The 24,084-nt window shown below is 61.8% G+C and carries 23 protein-coding genes; 22 read left to right on the top strand and 1 reads right to left on the bottom strand.

From position 1 onward, the window contains the following. Positions 1-167: 167 nt before the first annotated feature. Positions 168-1,628, bottom strand: a complete 1,461-nt coding sequence (locus RA20_RS04615; protein WP_039125114.1) for a catalase — start codon at positions 1,626-1,628, stop codon at positions 168-170. A 97-nt stretch (positions 1,629-1,725) separates the two neighbouring features. Here RA20_RS04615 and RA20_RS04610 point away from each other — a divergent pair, with 97 nt between their 5' ends. From RA20_RS04610 to RA20_RS04505, 22 genes are all read left to right on the top strand, one after another. Then, a complete protein-coding gene (locus RA20_RS04610) occupies positions 1,726-2,670 on the top strand; it encodes a hydrogen peroxide-inducible genes activator (RefSeq protein WP_052248827.1) in 945 nt (314 codons plus the stop codon). Positions 2,671-3,040: 370 nt separating this feature from the next. Next, positions 3,041-3,940 (top strand): LysR family transcriptional regulator, encoded by a 900-nt coding sequence (locus tag RA20_RS04605; RefSeq protein WP_052248826.1) that lies wholly within the window; start codon positions 3,041-3,043, stop codon positions 3,938-3,940. Between the two features lie 75 nt (positions 3,941-4,015). Then, positions 4,016-4,828 carry a putative hydro-lyase gene (locus tag RA20_RS04600; protein ID WP_052248825.1) on the top strand — a complete coding sequence of 271 codons (813 nt, stop codon included), beginning with the start codon at positions 4,016-4,018 and terminating at the stop codon, positions 4,826-4,828. Between the two features lie 18 nt (positions 4,829-4,846). Beyond that, positions 4,847-5,884 (top strand): TRAP transporter substrate-binding protein, encoded by a 1,038-nt coding sequence (locus RA20_RS04595; protein ID WP_039125112.1) that lies wholly within the window; start codon positions 4,847-4,849, stop codon positions 5,882-5,884. Positions 5,885-5,948: 64 nt separating this feature from the next. Beyond that, complete coding sequence (locus tag RA20_RS04590) at positions 5,949-6,512, top strand: TRAP transporter small permease subunit (RefSeq protein ID WP_052248824.1); 564 nt, start codon at positions 5,949-5,951, stop codon at positions 6,510-6,512. Between the two features lie 3 nt (positions 6,513-6,515). Next, on the top strand, positions 6,516-7,799 hold the full coding sequence (locus tag RA20_RS04585) for a TRAP transporter large permease (protein WP_039125109.1): 1,284 nt from the start codon (positions 6,516-6,518) through the stop codon (positions 7,797-7,799). Between the two features lie 23 nt (positions 7,800-7,822). After that, complete coding sequence (locus RA20_RS04580; RefSeq protein WP_039125107.1) at positions 7,823-8,560, top strand: 5-oxoprolinase subunit B family protein; 738 nt, start codon at positions 7,823-7,825, stop codon at positions 8,558-8,560. Further along, positions 8,557-9,582 carry a 5-oxoprolinase subunit C family protein gene (locus tag RA20_RS04575; protein WP_039125105.1) on the top strand — a complete coding sequence of 342 codons (1,026 nt, stop codon included), beginning with the start codon at positions 8,557-8,559 and terminating at the stop codon, positions 9,580-9,582. Before RA20_RS04580 ends, RA20_RS04575 begins: the two co-directional genes overlap by 4 nt. Beyond that, positions 9,582-10,352: a LamB/YcsF family protein gene (locus tag RA20_RS04570; protein ID WP_039125103.1), complete on the top strand. Its 771-nt coding sequence runs from the start codon at positions 9,582-9,584 to the stop codon at positions 10,350-10,352. Before RA20_RS04575 ends, RA20_RS04570 begins: the two co-directional genes overlap by 1 nt. A gap of 184 nt (positions 10,353-10,536) precedes the next feature. Beyond that, entirely contained in the window at positions 10,537-11,931 is a 1,395-nt protein-coding gene (gene ehuR / locus RA20_RS04565; protein WP_039125100.1) for a MocR-like ectoine utilization transcription factor EhuR, read from the top strand. Between the two features lie 97 nt (positions 11,932-12,028). After that, on the top strand, positions 12,029-13,045 hold the full coding sequence (locus RA20_RS04560) for a TRAP transporter substrate-binding protein (RefSeq protein WP_039125098.1): 1,017 nt from the start codon (positions 12,029-12,031) through the stop codon (positions 13,043-13,045). Positions 13,046-13,114: 69 nt separating this feature from the next. Beyond that, positions 13,115-13,681, top strand: a complete 567-nt coding sequence (locus RA20_RS04555; RefSeq protein ID WP_039125096.1) for a TRAP transporter small permease — start codon at positions 13,115-13,117, stop codon at positions 13,679-13,681. 10 nt (positions 13,682-13,691) lie between these two features. Further along, positions 13,692-14,978, top strand: coding sequence for a TRAP transporter large permease (locus RA20_RS04550; protein ID WP_039125094.1), 1,287 nt, complete (start codon positions 13,692-13,694; stop codon positions 14,976-14,978). A gap of 10 nt (positions 14,979-14,988) precedes the next feature. Next, on the top strand, positions 14,989-15,426 hold the full coding sequence (locus RA20_RS04545) for a universal stress protein (RefSeq protein ID WP_039125092.1): 438 nt from the start codon (positions 14,989-14,991) through the stop codon (positions 15,424-15,426). A gap of 10 nt (positions 15,427-15,436) precedes the next feature. Continuing rightward, entirely contained in the window at positions 15,437-16,201 is a 765-nt protein-coding gene (eutA, locus tag RA20_RS04540) for an ectoine utilization protein EutA (protein WP_039125090.1), read from the top strand. 18 nt (positions 16,202-16,219) lie between these two features. Further along, positions 16,220-17,227 carry a hydroxyectoine utilization dehydratase EutB gene (gene eutB / locus RA20_RS04535; protein WP_039125089.1) on the top strand — a complete coding sequence of 336 codons (1,008 nt, stop codon included), beginning with the start codon at positions 16,220-16,222 and terminating at the stop codon, positions 17,225-17,227. Continuing rightward, complete coding sequence (gene eutC, locus RA20_RS04530) at positions 17,220-18,212, top strand: ectoine utilization protein EutC (RefSeq protein ID WP_039125087.1); 993 nt, start codon at positions 17,220-17,222, stop codon at positions 18,210-18,212. Before eutB ends, eutC begins: the two co-directional genes overlap by 8 nt. Positions 18,213-18,230: 18 nt before the next feature. Then, positions 18,231-19,418 (top strand): ectoine hydrolase DoeA, encoded by a 1,188-nt coding sequence (doeA, locus tag RA20_RS04525; RefSeq protein WP_039125085.1) that lies wholly within the window; start codon positions 18,231-18,233, stop codon positions 19,416-19,418. Between the two features lie 3 nt (positions 19,419-19,421). Then, entirely contained in the window at positions 19,422-20,414 is a 993-nt protein-coding gene (gene doeB, locus RA20_RS04520; RefSeq protein WP_039125083.1) for a N(2)-acetyl-L-2,4-diaminobutanoate deacetylase DoeB, read from the top strand. An 8-nt stretch (positions 20,415-20,422) separates the two neighbouring features. After that, positions 20,423-20,902, top strand: a complete 480-nt coding sequence (locus RA20_RS04515; RefSeq protein ID WP_039125081.1) for an Lrp/AsnC family transcriptional regulator — start codon at positions 20,423-20,425, stop codon at positions 20,900-20,902. A gap of 114 nt (positions 20,903-21,016) precedes the next feature. Then, positions 21,017-22,492 (top strand): NAD-dependent succinate-semialdehyde dehydrogenase, encoded by a 1,476-nt coding sequence (locus tag RA20_RS04510; RefSeq protein WP_039125080.1) that lies wholly within the window; start codon positions 21,017-21,019, stop codon positions 22,490-22,492. A 28-nt stretch (positions 22,493-22,520) separates the two neighbouring features. Then, positions 22,521-23,894, top strand: a complete 1,374-nt coding sequence (locus RA20_RS04505) for an aspartate aminotransferase family protein (RefSeq protein ID WP_039125078.1) — start codon at positions 22,521-22,523, stop codon at positions 23,892-23,894. Positions 23,895-24,084 lie beyond the last annotated feature (190 nt).

Below are 24,084 nucleotides of genomic sequence, written 5' to 3'. Positions count from 1 at the left end.
AGCCAGGCCAGCCGTTGCGCAAAAACATGACCGCCTTTGTGCGGCCGTCTGCCAAATGGCCCCGGCAGATCCAAAATGGCTGGCCGGATGCGGTTGCGTCCGGCCAGCCCAGGTTTGTAAGGCGGTACTTTTTCAGGAGTGGAGGGCCGGAATACCGCCTTGCATCCTTACACCTGAGCCGTATCGCTGACGTTCAGCCCAAGCGCCTTGGCAACTCCGGCCCCGTAGGCTGGATCAGCTTGCAGGCAATTCGCAATGTGGCGGCGCTGAATGTCTTCCCGGGCGCCGCCGAGGGCGCGGGCTGTGTTTTTAAACAGCACGTTCTGCTGGTCCGGCGGTATCAGCCGGAACAAGTCTCCGGGCTGCGAGAAATAGTCCTCGTCCACCCGGTGGTTCCAATGATCCGCAGCCCCCTCAAGCGACAGGGGCGGTTCCGAGTAATCCGGCTGTTCACTCCACTCTCCAAGCGTGTTCGGTTCATAGCCGATCCGCGATCCCGCATTGCCGTCGACCCGCATTGCCCCGTCGCGGTGGTAGGAATGGAACGGGCAGCGGGGTGCGTTCACCGGAATGGAGGAATGGTTGACCCCCAGCCGGTAGCGCTGGGTGTCGCCGTAGGAAAACAGCCGCCCCTGCAGCATTTTATCCGGCGAAAAGCTGATCCCGGGAACAACAGTGGACGGCGCAAAGGCTGCCTGCTCCACTTCGGCAAAATAGTTCTCCGGGTTGCGGTTCAGCTCAAGCTCGCCGACCTCGATCAAAGGGTAGTCGCCATGCGGCCACACCTTGGTCAGATCGAACGGATTGAGATGGTATCCGCCTGCCTCCTTCTCAGGCATGATCTGGACATAGAGCGTCCATTTCGGAAAGTTCCGCTTCTCGATCGCTTCAAAAAGATCACGCTGATGGCTTTCGCGGTCGCCTGCGATGATCTGGGCTGCCTCCTCATCCGTCAGGTTTTTGATGCCCTGCTGTGTCTTGAAGTGGAACTTGACCCAGAAGCGCTCATTTTCCGCATTGATGAAGCTGAAGGTGTGGCTGCCGAACCCGTCCATATGCCGGTAGCTGGCAGGGATACCGCGGTCAGACATAACAATTGTGACCTGATGCAAGGCTTCGGGCAGGCTGGTCCAGAAGTCCCAATTGTTGTCCGCACTGCGCATATTGGTGCGCGGATCGCGTTTGACGGCGTGATTGAGGTCGGGAAACTTCAGCGGGTCGCGCAGGAAGAACACCGGGGTGTTGTTGCCAACCAGATCCCAGTTGCCTTCTTCGGTGTAGAATTTGACGGCAAAGCCGCGGATGTCCCGTTCTGCGTCTGCTGCCCCGCGCTCCCCGGCAACAGTCGAAAACCGCAGGAACAGGTCCGTCTTCTTGCCAACTTCGGAAAACAGCCTGGCCCGGGTGTACTTGGTGATGTCATGGGTAACGGTGAAAGTACCATAGGCGCCGGAGCCTTTGGCATGCATGCGGCGCTCCGGGATCACTTCGCGGTCAAAATGCGCCATCTTCTCCAGAAACCAGACATCCTGAAGCAGCACCGGGCCGCGCGCACCGGCAGTCTGGATGTTCTGATTGTCGGGCACAGGCGCACCAAACGCGGTGGTCAGTTTGGGTTTGCTGGTCATGTCATTCTCCTGAACTTGCGTACGGGAGCACCCAACCGGAAACCGCCAAACTACTCCAACTTATATAAATTATCCGTCCGATAAGCTGAGATGATCCATGACAAAACGCACATCCGTCGCTGGTCTTTCGCTCCGGGATCTCGAATACATTCAAAGCATTGCTGAAGAGGGGCATTTCGGGCGCGCTGCCTCGATCTGCGGGGTGTCCCAGCCTGCCATCAGCCAGCAGGTACTGAAATTGGAGGCCCGCTTGGGGTTTTCGATTTTTGAACGGCAAGGCAAACATGTGTCCCTGACGCCGAACGGGCAGATCGTTGTTCGCAAGGCCGAGATCCTCCTGGCCGAGGCCAGAGAACTCTTGGAGCTGTCCCTCGGCCTGAACAACAGCCTGGAAGGGGAACTTCGCATCGGTGTTATCCCGACATTGGGACCGTATCTTCTGCCGTTGATCTTGAAACCTATTAAATCGGCCTACCCGAATGTGCAGATTTCGCTGTTCGAAGAACCAACGCACATACTGGAAGAGATGCTCATGAAACGTGAACTTGACACGGCTCTAGCCGCTACCGAACCAAGGCAGCAGATGCTTGATTCACTTGCATTGTTCTTCGAGCATTTCATTCTTGCCTGTCCAAAGGAGCTGCAAAGGAAACCAGGAAAGACCGTTCGCTGGTCCGGGGTTCTGGCATCCAAGCTGATCCTGTTGTCCGAAGAACATTGCATGCGTGATCAGACAATGGCGCTTTGCGACCGGATCGACAGGCCCGGGCACCGCGTCGCCAGTAGTCTTGAAATGCTGCGCCAGATGGTAGCCTTGGGCGACGGGGCAGCTCTTTTCCCGGCGTTGTCCGTTAGCGGTCCTGACCGTTTCGGCGGGTTGGCAACGCTGCACCCTATCGAAGACGGAAACTTTGGGCGTAACATCAGGCTGGTTTGGCGCAATAGCGATCCCCGGGCAGAGTACCTGGAGCAGTTTGGAAACTTTGTTAGGTCGCAGATGGAGATGCCCGCCATGACAAAAATGTCTGCGGGACGTAGTTGAGGTGGACCGCTTAGGAGGCGGGTCTCAAACTGGTTGGCACAGCGGTATTTCAGGCATTCGAAACCATTGCTTTTGCCGACCTCAGCCTTCGGCGGAATTCGCCAAAGCGAGGTTGTTTTGCTGCTGAGATGATGAGGGGCAAAAGGGGGCAAGCATCTGGCGGGCGCAGACACCCACGGTTTTACCCCTTGCAGGGGGGCAGCATACCGAAAAGATCGCGGGAGCATCCAGGGCGGCCAGCAGGCCGCCGAGCAACAGCACGGGCAACCCGGTTCCTGGCACGCTTGGTGCTGAGCCGGGTTTGACGCAGTTTTGCCCGAAAGGCCGTGGTTCCGGTGCATTCATGATGACTTCATGCGACTAATCGGAAATGGCGAGAATCAACTTTGAACAACTCAAAACCTTTCTGAATGTGGTCCGGCTGGGCGGGGTCCGGCGGGCAGCCAATGCCCTGAACCTGACCCAGCCCGCGGTAACTGCCCGGATTAAGAACCTTGAGGACTCGCTGTCCTGCGAGCTGTTTGACCGTACCTCGGGCGGCATGAAGCTGACCAAGCGCGGTGAGCTTCTCGTAGCGCATGCCGAGAAGTTCGAGCAATTGTCCGAGCTGGTTGAAAAGGACGTTGTCGAGCCGGGCGGCATCGAAGGCCGGCTGCGCCTGGGCGTCTCGGAAACTATTGCACAGTGCTGGCTGCCGGAACTGGTCACGGCGCTGCATGATCGCTTTCCTAAGCTGGAGATCGAGTTCAACGTGGATATCTCGGTCAACTTGCGGGCCGGGCTGATGGACCGCGAGATCGACTTGGCGGTTCTGCTGGGGCCGGTATCGGATTTTTCCGTCAATAACATTGATCTGCCCGGATTTCCGCTGGCTTGGTACGCGGCTGCCAACGGCGGCGCAGAGCTGGATCCTGCAGCCTATTTGCAGCGCCCGGTTCTGACCTATGCGCGCCACACCCGCCCGCACCGGGAGCTGAAGGAAATGCTGTTCGAACGGGTCGGGCCGGATGTTTCGCTGTTCCCGTCTTCCTCGCTTTCCGCCTGTTTCCGGCTGGTTGAGGCCGATCTGGGCGTTGCCGTGCTGCCCCGGGTTCTGGGTGAAGACCTGGTGGCGGCAGGCCGGATTGTCGAGTTTGATCCCGGCTGGGTTCCCGGCCCCTTGAGCTTTACCGCGTCTTATCTGGGCGAACCCAAAAGCCATGTCACCGAAACCGCAGCGCAATTGGCCCGGGAGGTTGCTGTCCGCTTCTTTGCCGATAAAAATTCCTGATCAAAACTGCAAAAAACATTCGATTTGATCTTATAGGCAATTCTTGTGACCCTTTCGCCAAGCGGAGGGAAGCCTGTGATCACCACATATCAGGATCTGAAAAACGGCAGCGCAGCCGAGGTTCGCGCAGCCATCCGGGCCGGGCGGTACCAGGGCCATACAGCCGGGCTTGCGAGCGGTTTTCTGCAGGCCAACCTGGCAATCATGCCGGAAAAATATGCCCTGGATTTCATGCGCTACTGCCAGCGCAACCCCAAGCCTTGCCCTCTGACAGGCGTTTCTGACACTGGCAATCCGATGATGGCCACGCTGGGCCGGGACATCGACATCCGCACCGATGTGCCGGCCTACAATGTCTACCGCGATGGCAAGCTGGCGGAGACGGCCCCAGACATCCAGGAGTTGTGGCAGGATGATTTCGTGGGTTTTGCACTCGGCTGCTCGTTTACCTTCGAGCACGCCCTGCAGCGCGCCGGGCTGCCTTTGTGGCATGTCGAAAACAACAAGACCGTGCCGATGTTCCGGACTGCGATCGACACCACCCCCTCGGGTCCGTTCAGCGGCAAGATGGTTGTCAGCATGCGGGCTTTGCCGCGCGGCCGGGTAGAGCAGGCGGCCGAGGTTTCGCGCCGATACCCGCTGGCCCATGGTGCTCCGGTGCATTGGGGCGACCCGGCTGAAATCGGCATTCACGATCTGAGCAGCCCGGACTGGGGCGACGCGGCCCCGGTCGGTGCCGGCGAAACCCCGGTGTTCTGGGCCTGCGGCGTCACCCCCCAGGTTGCCATCGAAACTGCAGCGCTGCCGCTCTGCATCACACACAAACCCGGCTGCATGCTGATCACCGATGTCAGCGAAAGTGCCGAGGTTCCCGATTACCGGACATAAATCTTCAGGGAGAGAGAGATGAAAAAACTGACCGCATTGACCGCCGCACTGGCGCTGAGCGCAGGCGCGGCACTGGCCGATAGCCCGGTTGTGCTGAAGGCCGTGGGCACCTGGTCCAGCCTCACCAACTACCAAAAACACGAAGGCCCGTTTTTCAACGAGCGCCTGGCCGAGGCCTCGGGCGGGCAGATTGTCGGCGAGATCCAGTCGCAATCCGGCCTGGGCCTGAAAGGCTTTGAGATCATGCGGCTGGTCAAGAACGGCGTCTTTGACTTTGCCTTCGGCCTGCCCGGTTATGTGGCGGCTGAGAACGCGGTCTTTGAAGGCGCCGACCTCAGCTCGGTAACCCAGGACATCGAAACCCAGCGCAAGGTGGCGGATGCCTATTTCCCGACGCTGGAGGAGGCCTTTGCCGAATACTACAACGCCAAGCTCCTGATGCTGTACCCGTTCCCCAGCCAGACCCTGTGGTGCAATGCCGAGGTGAACGGGATCGAGGATCTGGAAGGCAAAAAGATCCGCGTCTATGCCACCACCCTGGGTGATTTTGTCGAAGGGGCGGGGGGCACCTCTGTTACCGTAGCCTTCTCGGAAGTGATCCCGGCGCTGGAAAAGGGCGTGGTGGACTGCGGCATCACCGGCACCATGTCGGCCTACACCGCCAACTGGCAGCAGGTTGCCACCCATGCCTATACGCTTCGGGTCGGCTGGGGGCTCGCCTTCGGGGCGATGAATATGGATAAGTGGAACTCCATGTCGCCTGAGCAGCAGGACCTGATGCAGACCGAAATCGCGGCGCTGAATGAACGCATGTGGGCCGAGACCGCCACCGAGGACGGCATTGCGATCTCCTGCATCACCGGCGGCGACTGCGCGATTGGCGAAAAGGGCGGCATGAAGCTGGTGGAGCCTTCCGCCGAGGACCTCGCCATCCGTGACAAGATCGCCGCTGACGTGGTGCTGGCCCGCTGGGCCGAGCGCTGCGGCGAAGACTGCGCCGAGAATTGGAACAACACCGTCGGCAAGGTCCTGGGCATGACCGCCAAGGCCAACTGAACTCCAACACAAAGGGGCGGCCTGTTCCATCCGGCCGCCCTTATTGCATCCGAAAGGCAGGACCATGCTTGTGTCCCTTTTGAACCGCACCCGCAAACTTAGCCTGTGGCTGACCTGGGCCGGCGGAACCCTGATTGTGCTCTCTGCGTTCCTGGTGACGCTGGAAGTGCTGCTGCGCAAGATTTTCAACGTGTCTCTGGGCGGCGCGGATGAGATTTCCGGCTATGCCTTCGGGGTCGCCACCGCCTTTGCCTTCAGCTTTGCACTGTTTGAACGCGCCCATATCCGGGTCGATGCGCTGATGGGTGTTTTGCCGCGCAAGCTGCATCCGCTGATCAACATTCTGGGGCTGGTGCTGCTGATCGGCTTTGCCGGGATTGTCGCGGTGATGGTCTGGGGCATGGTGGGCGACACCGTCCAGCACGGCTCGCGCTCGATCACCCCGCTGCGGGTTCCGCTCTCGATCCCGCAGATCCCCTGGCTGCTGGGCTGGCTGCTGTTTGTCGTCTCCGGGGTCCTGATCGGGCTGGTTGCGCTGCAACGGCTGGCCAAGGGCGATCAGGCCGGCGTGCAGGACCTGATCGGAGTGAAATCTATTGATGAACAAATCGAAGACGAAAGCGTCTGACCCATGCTGCTGAAGACACTCCTTATCCTGCTGGCCCTGATCGGTCTTGCCGTGCCCATCGCGGCCTCCCTTGGCTGGCTCGGCCTGATCCTGCAATGGACCGACAGCCCGATGCCGCTGCACCGCGCCATCTCGGACATGGCCTGGCAGACCAGCACAGACTTCCTGCTGGTGGCGATCCCGATGTTCGTCATGCTGGGTGAGATCCTGCTGCGGGCGGGCATCACCGAAAAGATGTATGACGGCATCGTCAAATGGCTGGGCTGGCTGCCCGGCGGGCTGATGCACTCCAACATCGGTTCCTCGGCGCTGTTCGCCGCCACCTCCGGCTCCTCGGTGGCAACAGCCGCGACCATCGGCACCGTGGCAATCCCGCAGATCCAAAAACGCGGCTATAACGAGCCGCTGTTCCTCGGCACCATCGCGGCGGGCGGCACGCTGGGCATCCTGATCCCGCCCTCGATCAACCTGATCCTTTACGGCCTTTTGACCAACACCTCGGTGCCCGAGCTGTATCTGGCGGGTTTCCTGCCCGGCTTCCTGCTGGCGGCGCTGTTCATCGCAACCGTGGCGGCCACCTGCATCCTGCGCCCGGGCTGGGGCGGCGAGAAACTCAGCTACTCCTGGGGCGAGCGGATGCGGGCGCTGCCCGCGCTTGTGCCGCCGCTGGGGATTTTCCTGGTTGTCGTCGGCTCGATCTACGCAGGCATCGCCACCCCGACCGAAGCCGCCGCCCTGGGCGTGGTTGCGGCCATGGCGCTGGCGGCTTTCAATGGCAAATTCTCGATCACCATGATGCGCGAAGCCATCGAGGGCACCATGCGCACCACCGCCATGATCATGCTGATCATCATCGCGGCGGTGTTCCTGAACTTCGTCCTGTCGATCATCGGTCTCACCCAGGCGCTGACCGACTTTGTCACCGGCCTTGGCTGGGGGCCGATGCAGACGATGCTGATGATCGTGGCCATTCTGGTGCTGATCGGCTGCTTCATGGAGACCCTGTCGATGCTCCTGACCATGGCGCCGCTGGTGACGCCCATCGTGGTGGCACTCGGCTTTGATCCGGTGTGGTTCGGTATCCTGCTGATGGTGCTGCTGGAAACCGCCCTGATCACCCCTCCGATCGGCATCAACCTCTATGTGGTGCAGGGGCTGCGCAAATCCGGCCCGATGATGGATGTGATGCAGGGCGCGCTGCCGTTCGTGCTGACCATGTTCGTCATGCTGGGGCTGCTGCTGGCCTTCCCGGGCCTCGCGCTCTGGCTGCCCGCCCTGTTCTACTAACTCCGCAAAAAAGGATGTGAACGATGGCCATCGCTTCTGAATGGCCCCGGATCAGTGCGCTTGGCACTGACGGGTTCCTTGTGACCTTCGCAGACAGCCTGAGCGAGCCGGCAAACCGGGCAGCCCTGTCCTTCCGCGACGCGGTGGAGCGCAGCGGCTGGAGCGCGGTGCAGGAAACCTCGGCCTCGCTGGTCTCTGCCTATCTGCGGTTCGATCCCCGCGGCATCAGCCACGCGGAATTGCTGACAGCGCTGCGCGGCCTGCTAGGTCGGCAGGACTGGTTCGCCGCACCGCTGCCGCAGGGGCGCAGGCTGTGGCGGGTGCCCGCGGTTTTCGGCACCTCTTTGGCGCCGCAGCTCGGGGAGGCCGCACATGCTGCCGGGCTGACCGTGGAAGAGGCCGTGGCCTCGCTCACCAAGAATCCAGTACGGGTGCAGACCATCGGCTTTGCCCCTGGCCAGCCGTACCTGGGCGAGCTGCCCCCTGCCTGGGACATCCCGCGCCAAAGCAAGCTGACCAGCCAGGTTCCGGCCTGTGCGCTGGCTGTGGCGATCCGGCAGCTGGTCCTGTTCCCGGTGCCCGCGCCCACCGGCTGGCGGCACATCGGCCAGACGCAGTTCCGCCTGTTCCGTCCGGAAACGGAGCAGCCCTTTGTGCTCCGCCCCGGCGACGAGGTGCTGTTTACCCCGGTGGACGCGGAGACGCTGGAGCGGATGAAAGCGGACCCGGACGGCGGCGCCCGTGCGGAGGTGATCCGATGACCAGAACCCTGATCATCCGCAGCGCCGGGCCGGGCGTGAGTGTGCAGGACCTTGGCCGTCCCGGCCATCTGGCCGGCGGGCTGTCGCGCGGCGGCGCCGCCGACCGGCTGGCGCTGGCCGAAGGCGCTGCCCTGCTGGGGCAGGATGCCGGAACCGCGGCGCTGGAGATGGCGGGCGCCGGCGGGGAGTTCGAGGCCTCCGAAGACATCCGCATCGCCCTGACCGGCGCGCCGATGCGGGCCAGCCTGGATGGTGCCCCGCTGGTCTGGAATGCCAGCCATCTGCTGCCGTGCGGCGGCCGACTGAAGATCGGCGGCTGCGAGGCCGGCAGCTACGGCTACCTGCATCTTGGCGGCGGCATCGCAACCGTTCCGATGCTGGGATCGCGCTCGGCGCATCTGGGCGCCGGGCTGGGCCGTACGCTGCAGGCGGGCGACCGCCTGCCAATTGGCGCGGATCCCGGCCTGCGCGGCACCGGCCAGCGGCTGGACCCGGCTGCGCGGTGCGAAGGCGGCACCCTGCGGGTTGTGGCAGGCCCGCAGACCGGCCTGTTCACTCCGGAGCAGATCCGGGCTTTTGAAAACACCTCCTTCCGGCGCGACGTGCGGGGCAATCGGATGGGCGTGCGGCTGACCTCGGAGGCTGCGGCGCTGAAACCCGGCGGCGGGCTGACAGTGGTCTCGGAAGTCATCGTGCCAGGCGACATTCAGATTACCGGCGACGGCTCGCCCTTCGTGCTGCTCAGCGAATGCCAGACAACCGGCGGCTACCCGCGGATCGGCACGGTGCTGCCCGCGGACCTGCCGCTGGCAGCGCAGGCGCGGCCCGGAACCCTGTTCCGCTTCCGCTTCGTGCCGCTGGAGGAAGCGGTGGAAATTGAAGCCGCCGAGCAGGAGCGCCGCAAAACCCTGGGGGCAACGCTGCGGCCGCTGCTGCGCGACCCCCGCAGCATGTTCGATCTGCTGTCCTATCAGCTGATCAGCGGCGCCACCGCCGGCGACGACCTTGAGAGGGACCACTAATGGCCAAAACTGTCGACCTGAATGCAGATATGGGCGAGAGCTTCGGCTCCTGGCGAATGGGCAACGATCTGGCCCTGCTGGGGTCTGTGACGTCGGTCAATATTGCGTGCGGCTTCCACGCGGGCGACCCCGATGTAATGGCGCGCACCATCGCCGCCGCCCATGACAGAGGCATCGGTATCGGTGCGCATCCGGGTTTTCCTGATCTGCAAGGCTTTGGCCGGCGCAAGATGTGCATCCCGCCGGAAAGCCTCGGCAACATCGTGCGTTACCAGCTCGGCGCGGCCCAGGCGATGGCACGGGCGTGCGGGGCGGAAATCAGGCATCTCAAGCTGCACGGCGCCTTAGCCAATCTGGCGGCCGAGGAGCGGCACGTGGCCCTAGCCTGCTATGATGCTGCCTTGTCGGTCGCACCGGACATCATCGTCGTTGCCATGGCCGCCACTGAACAGCAGGCCGCAGCCAGGGAGCTTGGCTGCAAGAGCGCCTGTGAGATTTTTGCTGACCGGGCCTACAATCCGGACGGAACCCTGGTCAGCCGCGGCGAACCCGGCGCCGTTATTCATGATGCCGGTGAAATATCGCAGCGCGTGGTCAGAATGCTAAAAGCAGGGGCAATCATAGCCACGGATGGAACCAGGATTTCCACGTGCATCGACACCATTTGCCTGCATGGTGACACGGCTTCTGCTGATGTGACTGCCAAACGACTCCGGGAGGCATTCCGGACCGCAGGAATAGACGCTGCTCCGATGATAGGGAGAGCATAGGCCAATGAGAGCTGCCCGCCAGTACGCTTTGCGGTCCCTGGAACCGGGGGAGCGGGCAGGGGGGCATACGGCTGCGAATGGTGTCTCAGCCTTCGGAGCAACTTGAGCCGCAGCCAATGCCATGCATGTAAATTGCAGGGTATTCTCATTGCAAACTAAGCGCATTCAATTATAGAATTGTCGCATGACAATTTGGCTTCCCGACCCCTCCGCTCTTACATCCCCTTTGCATTCCAGTCTTGCCCAGGCCATCGCCAAGGCCATTTCAGACGGCAGGCTGCCCAAGGGCGCGCAGCTTCCGACGCATCGGAAGATGGCGGAAGAGCTGAATCTTAGTGTGCACACCGTCAGCAAAGCTTACGAGAGTCTGCGGCGGCAGCGGCTGATTGATGGTCAGGTGGGGCGCGGCAGCTATGTGCTGGATCCTGACAAACCTAATGACCAGCCGTTCCAGCTGAGCTCTGAAAAGAGCGGTAATTTCGATCTGTCTATCTCGCGCCCGGTGGTCTCGCATCAGCATGCGGAGCGGTTTCAGCAGACGCTGAGAGATTTGCCTGAGGGACTGGACCCGAGCTACTACCTGTCCTGCCGCCCGAATGTCGGCCATGATGCCCACCGCGCGGCCGGAGCCCGTTGGCTGCAGCTCTGCGGGCTGGAGGTTCCGATGGAGCGGATTATCATGACCAATGGGGTCAGCCATGGAATGTCCGCAGCCTTGTCTGCACTGACCCGGCCGGGCGACACGGTGGTGTCGGACCTGATCACGCATCACCTGCTGGTTTCAGGCTGCTCTTACCTTGGTTTGAACCTCGCCGGCCTGGAGGCCGATGCAGAGGGTATTCTGCCGGAGGCATTGGACCGGTACTGTCACGAGAATTCTGTGAAGGTATTGTTTCTGCTTCCATCTTTGGCAAACGCTACCGCGGGAATGATGCCAGAGGAGCGCCGCCGCGATCTGGTGGGCATTGCCCGCAAACACGATTTGCACATCATCGAAAACGATGCCTTCGGACCGGTTGCCGATGACCGTCCGGTGCCTGTGTCCGCGCTGGCGCCAGAGAGGTCGATTTACCTCACAACATTTACCAAATGCACCATCTCAGGCCTTCGGGCGGGCTATATGGCGGCACCCGAACATTTGCTGCCGGCCCTGACCGGACGCCTGGTTGTGTTCGGCTGGATGGCGACGCCGCTGATGTGCGAGCTGGCCACCCGCTGGGTGCTGGACGGAACCGCAGCGGAATTGGCGCAATGGCAGCGCCGGGCGCTTGCGGAACGGTACGGCATCGCAGCAGACGTGCTGCAGGGGAACCCGTGGCGCGGACACCCTTCCGCCCTGCATCTTTGGCTGCCGCTGACTGAAGGCTGGAGCACTGCAAGCTTTGTCTCCTACGCCAGGGAATTGAAAGTGGCGGTGGCGCCGGATGCTCCTTTCCTCACCCCTAAGACGCCAACGCAAAATGCAGTGCGCGTCTCGCTTGGCAGTATTCAGGACCCGGACCGGTTCCGGCAGGCGCTGGAACTGATCGCCGGCATGCTCAGCCGCCCGCCAGAAGGAGTTGCCCCCTTCACTTATTAGAATTGTCACGCGTCAATAAAAAAATTGACATGCAGTACAATATTTCCCAAGTCTGGCGCAGCAGTGCTCAGGCACTGATAAGACTTGGGAGGAAATCATGGCTCAATCCATCACATTCACCTTTGGGGCCGTTGCGGCCGCAGGGATTGCATTGGCTGCCGGTGCGGCTCAGGCGGACACTTGGCGTTATGCCTTCGAAGAGGCGATGACCGATGTGCAAGGCGTCTATGCACAGAAATTCAAGGAAGAGATCGAGGCGAACTCGGATCACGAGATCCAGCTGTTCCCATATGGCACGCTGGGCGAATCTGCTGACATCATGGAGCAGACCCAGGATGGCATTCTGCAGTTCGTGGACCAGTCGCCGGGCTTTACCGGCTCGCTGATTCCCGAGGCGCAGGTGTTCTTTGTCCCCTACCTGCTGCCCACCGATCAGGAGCACCTGGCGCGCTTCTACAAAGAGAGCAAGGCGATCAACGGCATGTTCAAGCCGCTTTATGCCGAGCAGGGGCTGGAACTGCTGAACATGTTCCCGGAAGGCGAAGTGGCGATGACCACCAAAACCCCGGTCACCACCTGTGCTGATCTGGACGAGGTGAAATTCCGGGTGATGACCAATCCGCTTCTGGTGGAAAGCTACAAGGCCTTTGGCGCCACCCCGACACCGCTGCCGTGGGGCGAGGTGTACGGCGGGTTGCAGACCAACGTGATCCAGGGCCAGGAGAACCCGACCTTCTTCCTTTACTCGACCAAGATCTATGAGGTTACCGACTACATCACCTACGCCGGACACAACAATTTCACCACGGCGGTAATGGCCAACAAGGATTTCTATGACGGGCTGAGCGCTGAGGATCAGCAGGTTGTGCAGAATGCGGCGCAGGCGGCCTATGATCACACTGTGGTCTATCAGCAGCAGGCGGCTGAGACTGAGCTGGCCAAGATCATGGAGGCCAAGCCGGAGATGCAGGTGACGGTTCTCTCAGACGACCAGCGCAGCTGCTTCAAGGCAGCGGCAGCCGAGGTTGAAGCCAAGTTCATCGAGATGACCGGTGACAGCGGCGCGGCAATTCTGGCTCAGCTGAAGGCTGATCTGGCCGCAACCGCCAACTGACGCTTTCACCGCAGTTGCTGCTGAGCGGGCATTGCCCGCTCAGCGGTGCGCAGGCCTTGGGAGGAAGGAATGCAGCAGACACATCACACCGCTCTGCCCGGGATTCTGGGCGTGATCGACAGCGCCATCAGCCGCATAGAATCCTTTCTGCTGGCGGCGGGCGTGCTGCTGATGGCAGCAAATACCGTCGCCAATGTGGTGGGCCGTTTTGTGCTGGGCAATTCCATCTTCTTTTCCGAGGAGCTGAACCGGATCCTGATCATCCTGATCACTTTTGCCGGTATCAGCTATGCGGCACGCAATGCCCGGCACATCCGGATGTCGGCGGTCTATGACCTGCTGCCGCCGCATCTGCGCAAGGTCATGGTGGTGGTGATTTCCGTTGTCACAGCCGGGTTCATGTTCCTGCTGTGCTTCTACGCGGTCAAATACATCGGGTCGCAGGCCGAGCGCGGGCGGGTGCTGCCGGCCCTGCAGATCCCGGTCTGGGTCATTCTGGTCTGGGTGCCGGCGGGCTTCTTCATGACCGGTGCTCAATACCTGCTGACAGCGGTGCGCAACCTGACGTCTTCCGGCATCTACCTCTCGACCCATGTGCAGGAGGGGTACGAGGACGCGGAAGAAATCGAAATCTGAGGACCAAGCCATGGCTGCTACGATTTTCCTGACCATGATTGCTCTGCTGCTTCTGGGCTTTCCGATGATGATCCCGCTGATTGCCGGCGCTCTGGTCGGTTTCCTGATGCTGTTCGGTGATCTGGCCCGGACCGAGACCATGGTGCAGCAGATGATGGCCGGAATCCGGCCTGCCTCGCTGATTGCAGTGCCGATGTTTATTTTTGCAGCAGACATCATGACCCGCGGCCAGTCGGCCGGGCGGCTGATCAATGTGGTGATGGCTTACATGGGCCACATCCGCGGCGGGCTGGCAATCTCCACCGCCGCCGCCTGCACCATGTTCGGCGCCGTCTCCGGCTCGACCCAGGCCACTGTGGTGGCCATCGGCTCGCCTCTGCGGCCGCGGATGCTGCAAGCGGGCTACAAGGACAGTTTTGTGCTGGCATTGATTGTGAACGCCAGCGACATTGCCTTTCTGATCCCGCCCTCTATCGGAATGATCATCTACGGGGTGGTCTCCAGCACCTCGATTGCCGAGCTGTTCATCGCGGGCATCGGGCCCGGCCTGCTGATCCTGCTGCTGTTTTCCGCCTATGCCTACATCTATGCGGTGCGCAACAATGTGCCCACCGAACCAAAAGCGAGCTGGGGCCAGCGTTTGCAAACAATGCGCCAGGCGCTGTGGCCGATGGGATTTCCGGTAATCATCATTGGCGGCATCTACGGCGGTGTCTTCAGCCCGACCGAGGCGGCAGCCGCCTGCGTGCTATACGCGCTGGTCCTCGAGGTTGGCGTGTTCCGGTCAATGGCTCTGGCCGATGTCTATGAAACCGCCAAGTCCACCGGGCTGATCACCGCCATCGTGTTCATTCTGGTCGGCGCGGGCGCGGCGTTTTCCTGGGTGATCTCCTTCGCGCAGGTGCCGCAGCAGATCCTGGGAGCCATCGGCATTGCCGAAATGGGCACCATTGGCGTGCTGTTTGTGATCTCCATCGCCTTCTTCATCGGCTGCATGTTTGTCGACCCCATTGTGGTGATCCTGGTGCTGGTGCCGGTTTTTGCGCCGGTGGTGAAATCAGTGGGGCTGGACCCGGTACTGGTCGGCACCATCATCACGCTGCAGGTCGCCATCGGCTCTGCCACCCCGCCTTTCGGCTGCGATATTTTCACCGCCATCGCAGTCTTCAAACGTCCTTACGCAGAGGTGGTGCGCGGCACGCCTCCCTTTATCCTGATGCTGCTGGGGGTGTCGGTGGCGCTGATCTTTTTCCCGCAAATTGCGCTGTTCCTGCGCGACCTGGCTTTTGCGAAATAAGAGGGCAAAGATGTTCAAATCCATTCTGGTCCCCTTCGACGGCTCGCAAGGCGCCGAGGCCGCGCTGGCCAAGGCAGCAGAACTGGCCGGGCTGTGCGGGGCGGAGCTGACGCTGCTGACCGTCTACCGGCACCATTCGCTGCTGGAGGCCTCTATGCATGTGGTGCAAGCGGGTCAGCCAGACAATCTGGACGACATTATGCGCAGCCACGCCAAACAGGTTGCCGAACATGGCAAGGCGCTGGCGGCGGCCCGAGGCGTTTCCGCCCCCCGCGCCTTTGTCAAAGGCGGCCCGGTGGCCCGCTCCATCACAGGTTTTGCCACGGAACACGGGCATGATCTGATCGTAATCGGCAGCCGCGGGCTGGGCTCTCTGGAAGGGGTGCTGCTGGGCAGCGTGTCCCACAAGGTGACCAGCCTGGCGGAGCCCCCGGTACTTGTTGTTTAGGAAAGCAAAAATGGCTCTTGATATTCATTCCACGCCCTCGCGCATTCCTGCGCGGCTGGACGCCCGCCCGGTGAAAAAGAGGATCGCGCTGGTGGCACTTGCCACGGACCATACCTCTGAGCGCGACTTCGCCCGCATCTGCGACCCGGACCAGGCGGGCGTCTATGTGAACCGCATCGCCTTCGAAAACCCGACGACCAGGGAAACATTGCTGGAGACCGGCCCGCGCCTGACAGAAGCTGCCGCGCAAATCCTGCCGGATGAGGACGTCGACGTCATCGCCTACGGCTGCACTGCGGCGTCCATCGTGCTGGGAAATGATGCGGTCACCCGTTACCTGAACGCCGCCAAGCCGGACACGCCGTGCGTCACGCCAAGCTCTGCCGCCTTTGATGCCTTTGAGGCTCTGGGTGCCAAGCGGGTTTCGGTCCTGACCCCCTACAGCCCAGCGGTGACGGATGAGCTGACGCAGTATTTTGCTGCCCACGGTCCGAACGTGGTCAACGCAGCTTGCTTCGGTCTGACAGACGACCGCCAGATGGCGCGGATCTCCGAAGACAGCATCATCGAAGCCGGAATAGCGGCCTGTGACCCGGCGGCAGATGCCCTGTTCCTGTCCTGTACCGCGCTGCGCGCCGCGGCTTGTGCGCAGCAGATTGAGGACCGGCTGGGCAAACCTGTTGTCACCTCGAACCAGGCAATGGTCTGGCGTTGTCTGCGCTTGGCCGGGATCAGTGATCCGGTGCAGGGTTACGGCAGGCTTTTTGAACTCTAATCAGGCAAGACGAGTGATATGACAGCAAAACTAACCCTTCAGGACAGCTTCAAGGCCCGCGCACGCATCGCCGGGCGCATCCGCCGCACGGCATTGGTTGACTCGCCTTCCCTGAGCGCGCTTGTCGGCGGGCGAGTCTCGCTGAAACTGGAGAGCACCCAGATCACCGGCAGTTTCAAGCTGCGCGGCGCCACCAACGCGGTGCTGTCGCTGACAGAGGAACAGCGCGCGGCGGGTGTTGTCGGTGTTTCCACCGGCAACCACGGGCGCGGGCTGGCCTATGCGGCGGCACAGGCCGGTGTGCGCTGCGTCATTTGCATGTCCGAACTGGTACCGCAGAACAAGGTCGACGGCATCAGGTCCCACGGTGCGGAGGTGCGGATCAAAGGCCGCTCGCAGGACGATGCCCAGGTGGAGGTCGACCGGCTGGTGGCGGATGGCATGACCCTGCTGCCGCCGTTTGATCACCCTGATATCATCGCGGGCCAAAGCACCGTGGCGCTTGAGATGCTGGAGCAGGCGCCGGATCTGGAGACAGTTCTTGTGCCCCTGTCGGGCGGCGGGCTGATTTCTGGCGTTGCGATGGTGATGAAAGCCGTAAACCCGGCCATCCGCGTCATCGGCATTTCAATGGAGCGTGGTGCCGCAATGCATGAGTGCCTGAAGGCCGGCAGACCTGTTCAGGTCGAGGAGCTGCCCACGCTGGCCGATTCCCTGGGTGGCGGCATCGGGTTGGACAATGCCTACACCTTCGAAATGACCAAGGCCCTGGTGGATGATGTGGTACTGGTTTCCGAAGCCGAAATCGCCGCCGCCATTCGCCACGCCTATTCTGAGGAGCGCCAGGTGATCGAAGGCTCTGGCAGCGTCGGCATTGCTGCGCTGCTGGCGGGCAAGATCGAAAACCCGGGGCGCTGCGTGGTGCTGGTGAGCGGGCAGAACATCGGCATGGACCTGCACAAACGGATCATTGATGGCGAAGACGTGGATGCTGAAGCGGAGACAAAGGGAGGCGCAGATGCCTGACATCAAAATCCTGACCGAAGCGGAGCTGCGCGGCCTGGTGCCGCTGGACAGTGATGCGGTGGACTGCGTCGAACAGGGCTTCACGACCCTGGCCGGCGGCAAGGTGGTGATGCCGCCGATCATGACGCTGCCGGTGTCTGACCAAAATGGCGAGGTTTGCGTGAAAACCGCCTATGTGCCTGGGCTTGACAGCTTTGCCATGAAGATGAGCCCAGGTTTTTTTGACAATCCCAAAATTGGCCTGCCCAGCACCACGGGGCTGATGGTGGTGTTCTCCAGCAGGACCGGCCTTCTTGAAGCGCTGCTCCTGGACAACGGTTATCTGACCGATGTGCGCACGGCTGCGGCAGGGGCGGTGGCTGCGCGCCACCTTGCGCGGGCGGACGCCTCGCATGTCTGCATCATCGGCGCCGGCGTCCAGGCGAAAATGCAGCTCAAAGCCATGACCCTTGTACGCGATGTCAAAAGCGCGGCGATCTGGGCAAGGGATGCGGCCAAGGCAGAGGCCGCCGCGGCAGGCCTGCGTGAGGAACTCGGGATTGAGATCCATGTCAGCACCAGTATTGAACAAGCGGTTTCCTCGGCGGATATCGTTGTAGCAACAACCCCGGCGGCAGAGCCTGTGATCATGGCAGAGTGGCTGCAGCCGGGACAACTGGTCATCGCCATGGGATCGGATCAGGAGCACAAATGCGAATTGGAGCCTGCCTGCTTGACCAAGGCGGATCTGTATGTCCCTGACAGCCAGTCCCAATGCGCCGTCAAAGGCGAGCTGCGCAGCGCCTTGGGTGCTGGGCTGATCGCGGAGGACCAGAGCTTTGCCGAACTAGGCGGCATCACCTCCGGCCAGGCTGCCGGGCGCAGCTCCGCCAGTGAACTGATCATTGCCGATTTGACCGGCACCGGTGTTCAGGACACCGCCATCGCAACCCTTGCCTGCTCCCGTGCCAACGCGGCGGGTGCAGGCGCCACTTTCACCAGCTGATCAACCAGGAACACGCATATGGCAGACCCCAAGCTGTATTTCTCCCGCGCTGAATACCAAGAGCGCCTGGACAAGACCCGGGCCGAGATGTCCCGCCGGGGCCTTGATCTTCTGATCGTCACCGACCCCTCCAACATGAACTGGCTGACCGGCTATGATGGCTGGTCCTTCTATGTGCACCAATGCGTGGTGCTGGGCCTCACCGGTGAGCCCATCTGGTACGGCCGCAGCCAGGACGCCAATGGTGCCCTGCGGACCTGCTACATGGATCCCGCCAGTATCATCGGCTATCCGGATCACTACGTGCAGTCGACCGAGCGGCACCCGATGGATTACCTCTCGGCCCAGCTGAAGGACCGCGGTCTGGACGGCGGCAATATCGGCGTCGAGATGGACAACTACTATTTCACGGCCGCGGCCTACGCCTCTCTGCAAAAGCACCTACCGAATGCCCGCTTTGGCGACGCCAACGCCCTGGTAAACTGGCAGCGTGCGGTGAAATCCGAAGCCGAGCTTGCCTATATGCGCCAGGCGGGCAAGCTGGTGGAACGCATGCACCAGCGGATCTTTGACAAGGTGGAGCCGGGGATGCGCAAATGCGATCTGGTGGCTGATATCTATGATGCCGGCCTGCGCCATGATGAGGCCTTGGGTTTTGGCGGCGACTATCCGGCCATCGTGCCGCTGCTCCCTTCCGGCCCGGATGCTGCTGCGCCGCATCTGACCTGGGACGATCAGCCGATGAGATCCGGCGAAGGCACATTTTTTGAGATCGCCGGGGTCGTGCACCGCTACCACTGCCCGCTGTCGCGCACTGTCTTCCTCGGCAAACCCACCCAAACCTTCCTGGATGCAGAGAAAGCCGTTCTGGAAGGCATGGAGGCCGGGCTGGAAATGGCCAGAGCCGGCAACACCTGCGAGGACATTGCCAAGGCCTTCTTCAAAGTGCTGAAGAAATACGGCATCGAAAAGGACAACCGCACAGGGTATCCGATCGGCGTCAGCTATCCTCCGGACTGGGGCGAGCGCACCATGTCCCTGCGCCCCGGAGACACTACGGTTCTGCAGGAAAATATGACCTTCCACTTCATGACCGGCCTCTGGATGGAGGACTGGGGTTTTGAAATCACAGAAAGCATCCGCATCGGCGCAGACGGGCCGGAATGCCTCTCAGATGTGCCGCGCAAGATGCTGGTAAAGGACTGATCCATGAAGGAAAATCCCATTTCACCCACCATTCCTCTGGATCAGGACGGGGTGCACCACGGCTTTCTAAAGCTGCCCTACAGCCGGGATGACTCGGCCTGGGGATCTGTGATGATCCCGCTGACGGTGATCAGGAACGGCGAGGGGCCGACGGCCCTTCTGACCGGTGCCAACCATGGCGATGAATACGAAGGCCCGATTGCGCTGCAGGAACTGGCAGCAAACACCAAAGCAGAGGATGTGACCGGCAGGCTGATCATTGTGCCGGCTTTCAACTATCCCGCCTTCCGGGCCGGCACGCGCACCTCGCCCATAGACAGGGGCAATATGAACCGGTCGTTTCCGGGCCGCCCGGACGGTACTGTGACCGAGAAGATCGCCGACTACTTCCAGCGCACATTGCTGCCGCTGGCGGATGTGGCGGTTGACTTCCATTCAGGCGGCAAGACGCTGGACTTCGTGCCTTTTGCCGCGGCGCATATCCTGGACGACAAAACGACCGAGGAAGCCTGTTTCTCGGCCATGAAAGCGTTCAATGCGCCGTACTCGGTGCAGCTCTTGGAGATCGACAGCGCAGGCATGTATGACACCGCAGTCGAAGAGATGGGCAAGGTTCTGGTCACCACCGAACTTGGCGGCGGCGGTTCCTCATCTGCCCGCAGCAATGCAATTGCCAAGAAGGGTCTGCGCAACGTGCTGATCCACTTTGGCATCCTGCAGGGGCAGAAGCAGATTGATCCCACGGTTTCGCTCAGCATGCCTGATGATGACTGTTTCATTTTCAGCCAGGGCGCGGGGCTTTTCGAGATCATGAAGGACCTGGGCGAACCAGTGGCCAAGGGCGATCTGGTCGCCCGCGTCTGGCCGGTTGACCGCACCGGCGAGGCGCCGGCCGAATACCGCGCCGGCCGGGACGGCCTGCTGATCAGCCGCCACTTTCCGGGGTTGATCCAGGCCGGCGATTGTGCTGCCGTCATCGGTGTTACCGGAGACTGACCTGCCCCATGCAACTGGACCAGCGCGACCTCGAAATTCTGCGCGTGCTCTCAACCGAGGGCCGCATCACCAAGGCCGCGCTGGCCGACAGGATCGGCCTGTCGCCAACCCCCTGCTGGGACCGGCTGCGCAAGCTGGAACAGGCCGGGCTGATCGAGGGCTACGGCGCCCGCATCAACCTTAGAAAGCTCGGGCCGCATGTGACCGTCTTTGTCGCGGCTGAGCTTGCCGATCACACCGCCGCCAGTTTCCAGGCCTTTGAAGCCGCCATGCAGCGCTATGACGAGGTCACCGCCTGCTGGGCCCTGGGCGGCGGATTTGATTACCTGCTGCAGATCGTCACCCGTGATATCGACGCTTACCAGCGCTTGATCGACGAAATGCTGGACGCCCGCATCGGTCTCAGCCGCTATTTCACCTATGTGGTCACCAAACCGGTGAAAGGCGCGGGCGTGCCGCCGCTGGACATTCTGCTGGGCAACAGCTGACTCTTGACGCAAGGCGCCCCTGCAGCAGAGGAATCCTCTGCCTGTGCTGCCAACTTCAGTCACTTCCTCTTTGCGAAACAGGCAGATTCCTCTTCAAGACATGAGGAGGACATCATGACAGAGACTGCTCTCTCGGCCCGTGACGATATCGCCGACAAGACGTTAGTGCGTTCTTTTTCCTATATAAACGGAAAATGGAAAGCCGCCTCGAACGGTGAATGCTTTCCTGTGGCTGATCCGGCGGATGGTTCGGTTCTCGGCCATGTGGCCAGCCTCTCGGCAGAAGAATCCTCTGCTGCTGTGGATGCTGCCCAGGCAGCCTTTGCGGACTGGGCAGCGCTGCTGCCGCAGCAGCGCGCGGCCATCCTGCGCCGCTGGTTCGAGCTGCAGCAGGAACATAAGGAAGATCTGGCCCGCATCATGGTGCTGGAGCAGGGCAAACCCCTGTCGGAGGCGCGCGGCGAGATCGATTACGGCGCAGCCTTTGCGGAATTCTACGCCGAAGAATCCAAGCGCCCCAATATCGAGGGCGTCACCAGCCATCTGCCGGATGCCGAGGTTGAATTGTGGCGCGAGCCGGTGGGCGTGGCGGCGCTGATCACGCCTTGGAATTTCCCCTCGGCCATGCTGACCCGCAAAGCCGCTGCGGCGCTGGCGGCGGGCTGCACCGTCGTGGCGCACCCCTCTGGCGAAACGCCCTTCAGCGCACTGGCGCTGGCGGAGCTGGCCGAGCGTGCAGGCGTCCCGGCCGGGGTGTTCAATGTGGTGACCGGCAAGGCGTCCACCATTGTCGGACCCTGGACCCGCGACACCCGGGTCCGGGCGCTCTCTTTCACCGGCTCCACCGGCATAGGCAAGCTCTTGTACCGGCAGTCAGCGGATACGGTGAAACGGCTGGTCATGGAACTGGGCGGCCACGCGCCGGTGATCGTCTTCAAGGGCTGCGACCTGGACAAGGCAGTGGCGGAAGCCATCAAGGCAAAGTTTGCTACCTCCGGTCAGGACTGCCTGGGGGCCAACCGGATCTTTGTCGAACGCCCCGTCTATGCAGAGTTCTGTGCCAGGTTCACCCAAGCTGCCAAGGCGTTGACCATCGGCCCCGGGCTGGATGACTGCGACCTCGGCCCGCTGATGAACGAAAAGGCAGTGCAGAAGCAGGAAGAGCATGTAGCCGACGCGCTCGCCAAAGGCGCAAAACTGGCCTGCGGCGGCGGCAGGCATCCGCTGGGGCCGCTGTTCTATCAGGCGACTGTGCTGACCGATGTGCCAGCCGATGCGCTGATCCTGTCCGAGGAGACCTTTGGCCCGGTGGCCCCCATTGCCCCTTTCGATACCGAGGAAGAGGTGATCGCCTGCGCCAATGACAGCGAATACGGGCTGGTAGCCTATGTCCACAGCCACGACCCGCGCCGCATCTACCGCCTGAGCCGGGCGCTGCAATACGGCATGGTGGCGGTGAACCGCACCAAAGTAACGGGCGCGCCAATCCCCTTTGGCGGCACCAAACAATCCGGCCTGGGCCGCGAGGGCGCCCGGCTGGGCATGGAAGAATTCACTGAGGTTAAATACGTTTGCCGCGACTGGGCCTAACCCGCACGCGGATGAGAAAGGAAAGCAAATGCTGAAGAACGACCAGCTCGACCAGTGGGACCGGGAAAACTTTTTCCACCCCTCAACCCATCTGGCCCAGCATGCCCGCGGGGAGAGCCCGAATCGGGTGATCAAGACCGCCTCCGGTGTCTTTATCGAGGACCGCGACGGGAACAGGCTGCTGGACGCCTTTGCCGGGCTTTACTGTGTGAACGCGGGCTATGGCCGCCAGGAGATCGCCGAAGCCATCGCCGACCAGGCGCGGGAGCTGGCCTATTACCATTCTTATGTCGGCCATGGCACCGAAGCTTCGATCACGCTGGCCAAGATGATCCTGGACCGGGCGCCGAAGAACATGTCCAAGGTCTATTTCGGCCTCGGCGGCTCTGACGCCAATGAAACCAACGTCAAGCTGATCTGGTACTACAACAACATTCTGGGGCGCCCGGAAAAGAAGAAGATCATCTCCCGCTGGCGCGGCTATCACGGCTCGGGTTTGGTGACCGGTTCGCTGACCGGGCTGGAGCTGTTCCACAAGAAGTTCGACCTGCCGGTGGAGCAGGTGATCCACACCGAGGCGCCCTATTACTACCGCCGGGAAGACCTCAGCCAGACCGAGGAGCAGTTCGCCGCCCACTGTGCCGCCGAACTGGAAGCGCTGATCGAACGCGAGGGTGCGGACACCATCGCCGCCTTCATCGGCGAGCCGGTTTTGGGCACCGGCGGCATCGTGCCGCCGCCTGCAGGCTACTGGGAGGCAATTCAGGCAGTTCTGAAAAAGCACGACATTCTGCTGGTTGCCGACGAGGTTGTCACCGGTTTCGGCCGTCTTGGCACAATGTTCGGCTCCGATCACTACGGGATCGAAGCGGATATCATCACCATCGCCAAGGGCCTCACCTCGGCTTACGCGCCGCTCAGCGGCTCCATCGTGTCGGACAAGGTCTGGAAAGTGCTTGAACAGGGCACCGACGAGAATGGCCCGATCGGCCACGGCTGGACCTATTCTGCGCACCCGATCGGTGCCGCCGCCGGTGTTGCCAACTTGAAGCTGATCGACGAGCTGAACCTGGTGAAAAACGCAGGCGAAACCGGCGCCTACCTGAATGCCACAATGGCTGAAGCCTTGTCCAGCCACGCCAATGTCGGCGAGGTGCGCGGCGAGGGGATGCTGTGTGCGGTGGAATTCGTGAAGGACAAGGACAGCCGCAGCTTCTTTGATGCCGCGGACAAGATCGGCCCGCAGATCTCTGCAAAGCTGCTGGAGCAGGACAAGGTCATTGCCCGCGCCATGCCGCAGGGCGACATCCTGGGCTTTGCCCCGCCGTTCTGCCTGAGCCGTGCTGAGGCCGATCAGGTGGTTGCCGCCACTCTGCGGGCAGTCCAGGCCGTTCTGGGCTGAAGCCGCACGCAGGCTGCGCGCCATTGCTGCGGGTGCTGAATGCACCCGCACAGAATCCTTCCCCCTCATTCAACCGGTGCATCGCTGCAGAAATTCGCTGGCCCGGCAAAACACCCGCCGATCCGGACTATAGAAGGCGGCTGTGTGTTATCCGCCTTCTGCAATTAGGTGTTTGGTGTACGGCGCTGCC

Source organism: Leisingera sp. ANG-Vp (assembly GCF_000813725.1).
Taxonomy (GTDB): domain Bacteria; phylum Pseudomonadota; class Alphaproteobacteria; order Rhodobacterales; family Rhodobacteraceae; genus Leisingera.
Note: the sequence above shows the minus strand (reverse complement) of the source record. Positions and strands in the feature narration are given on the sequence as shown.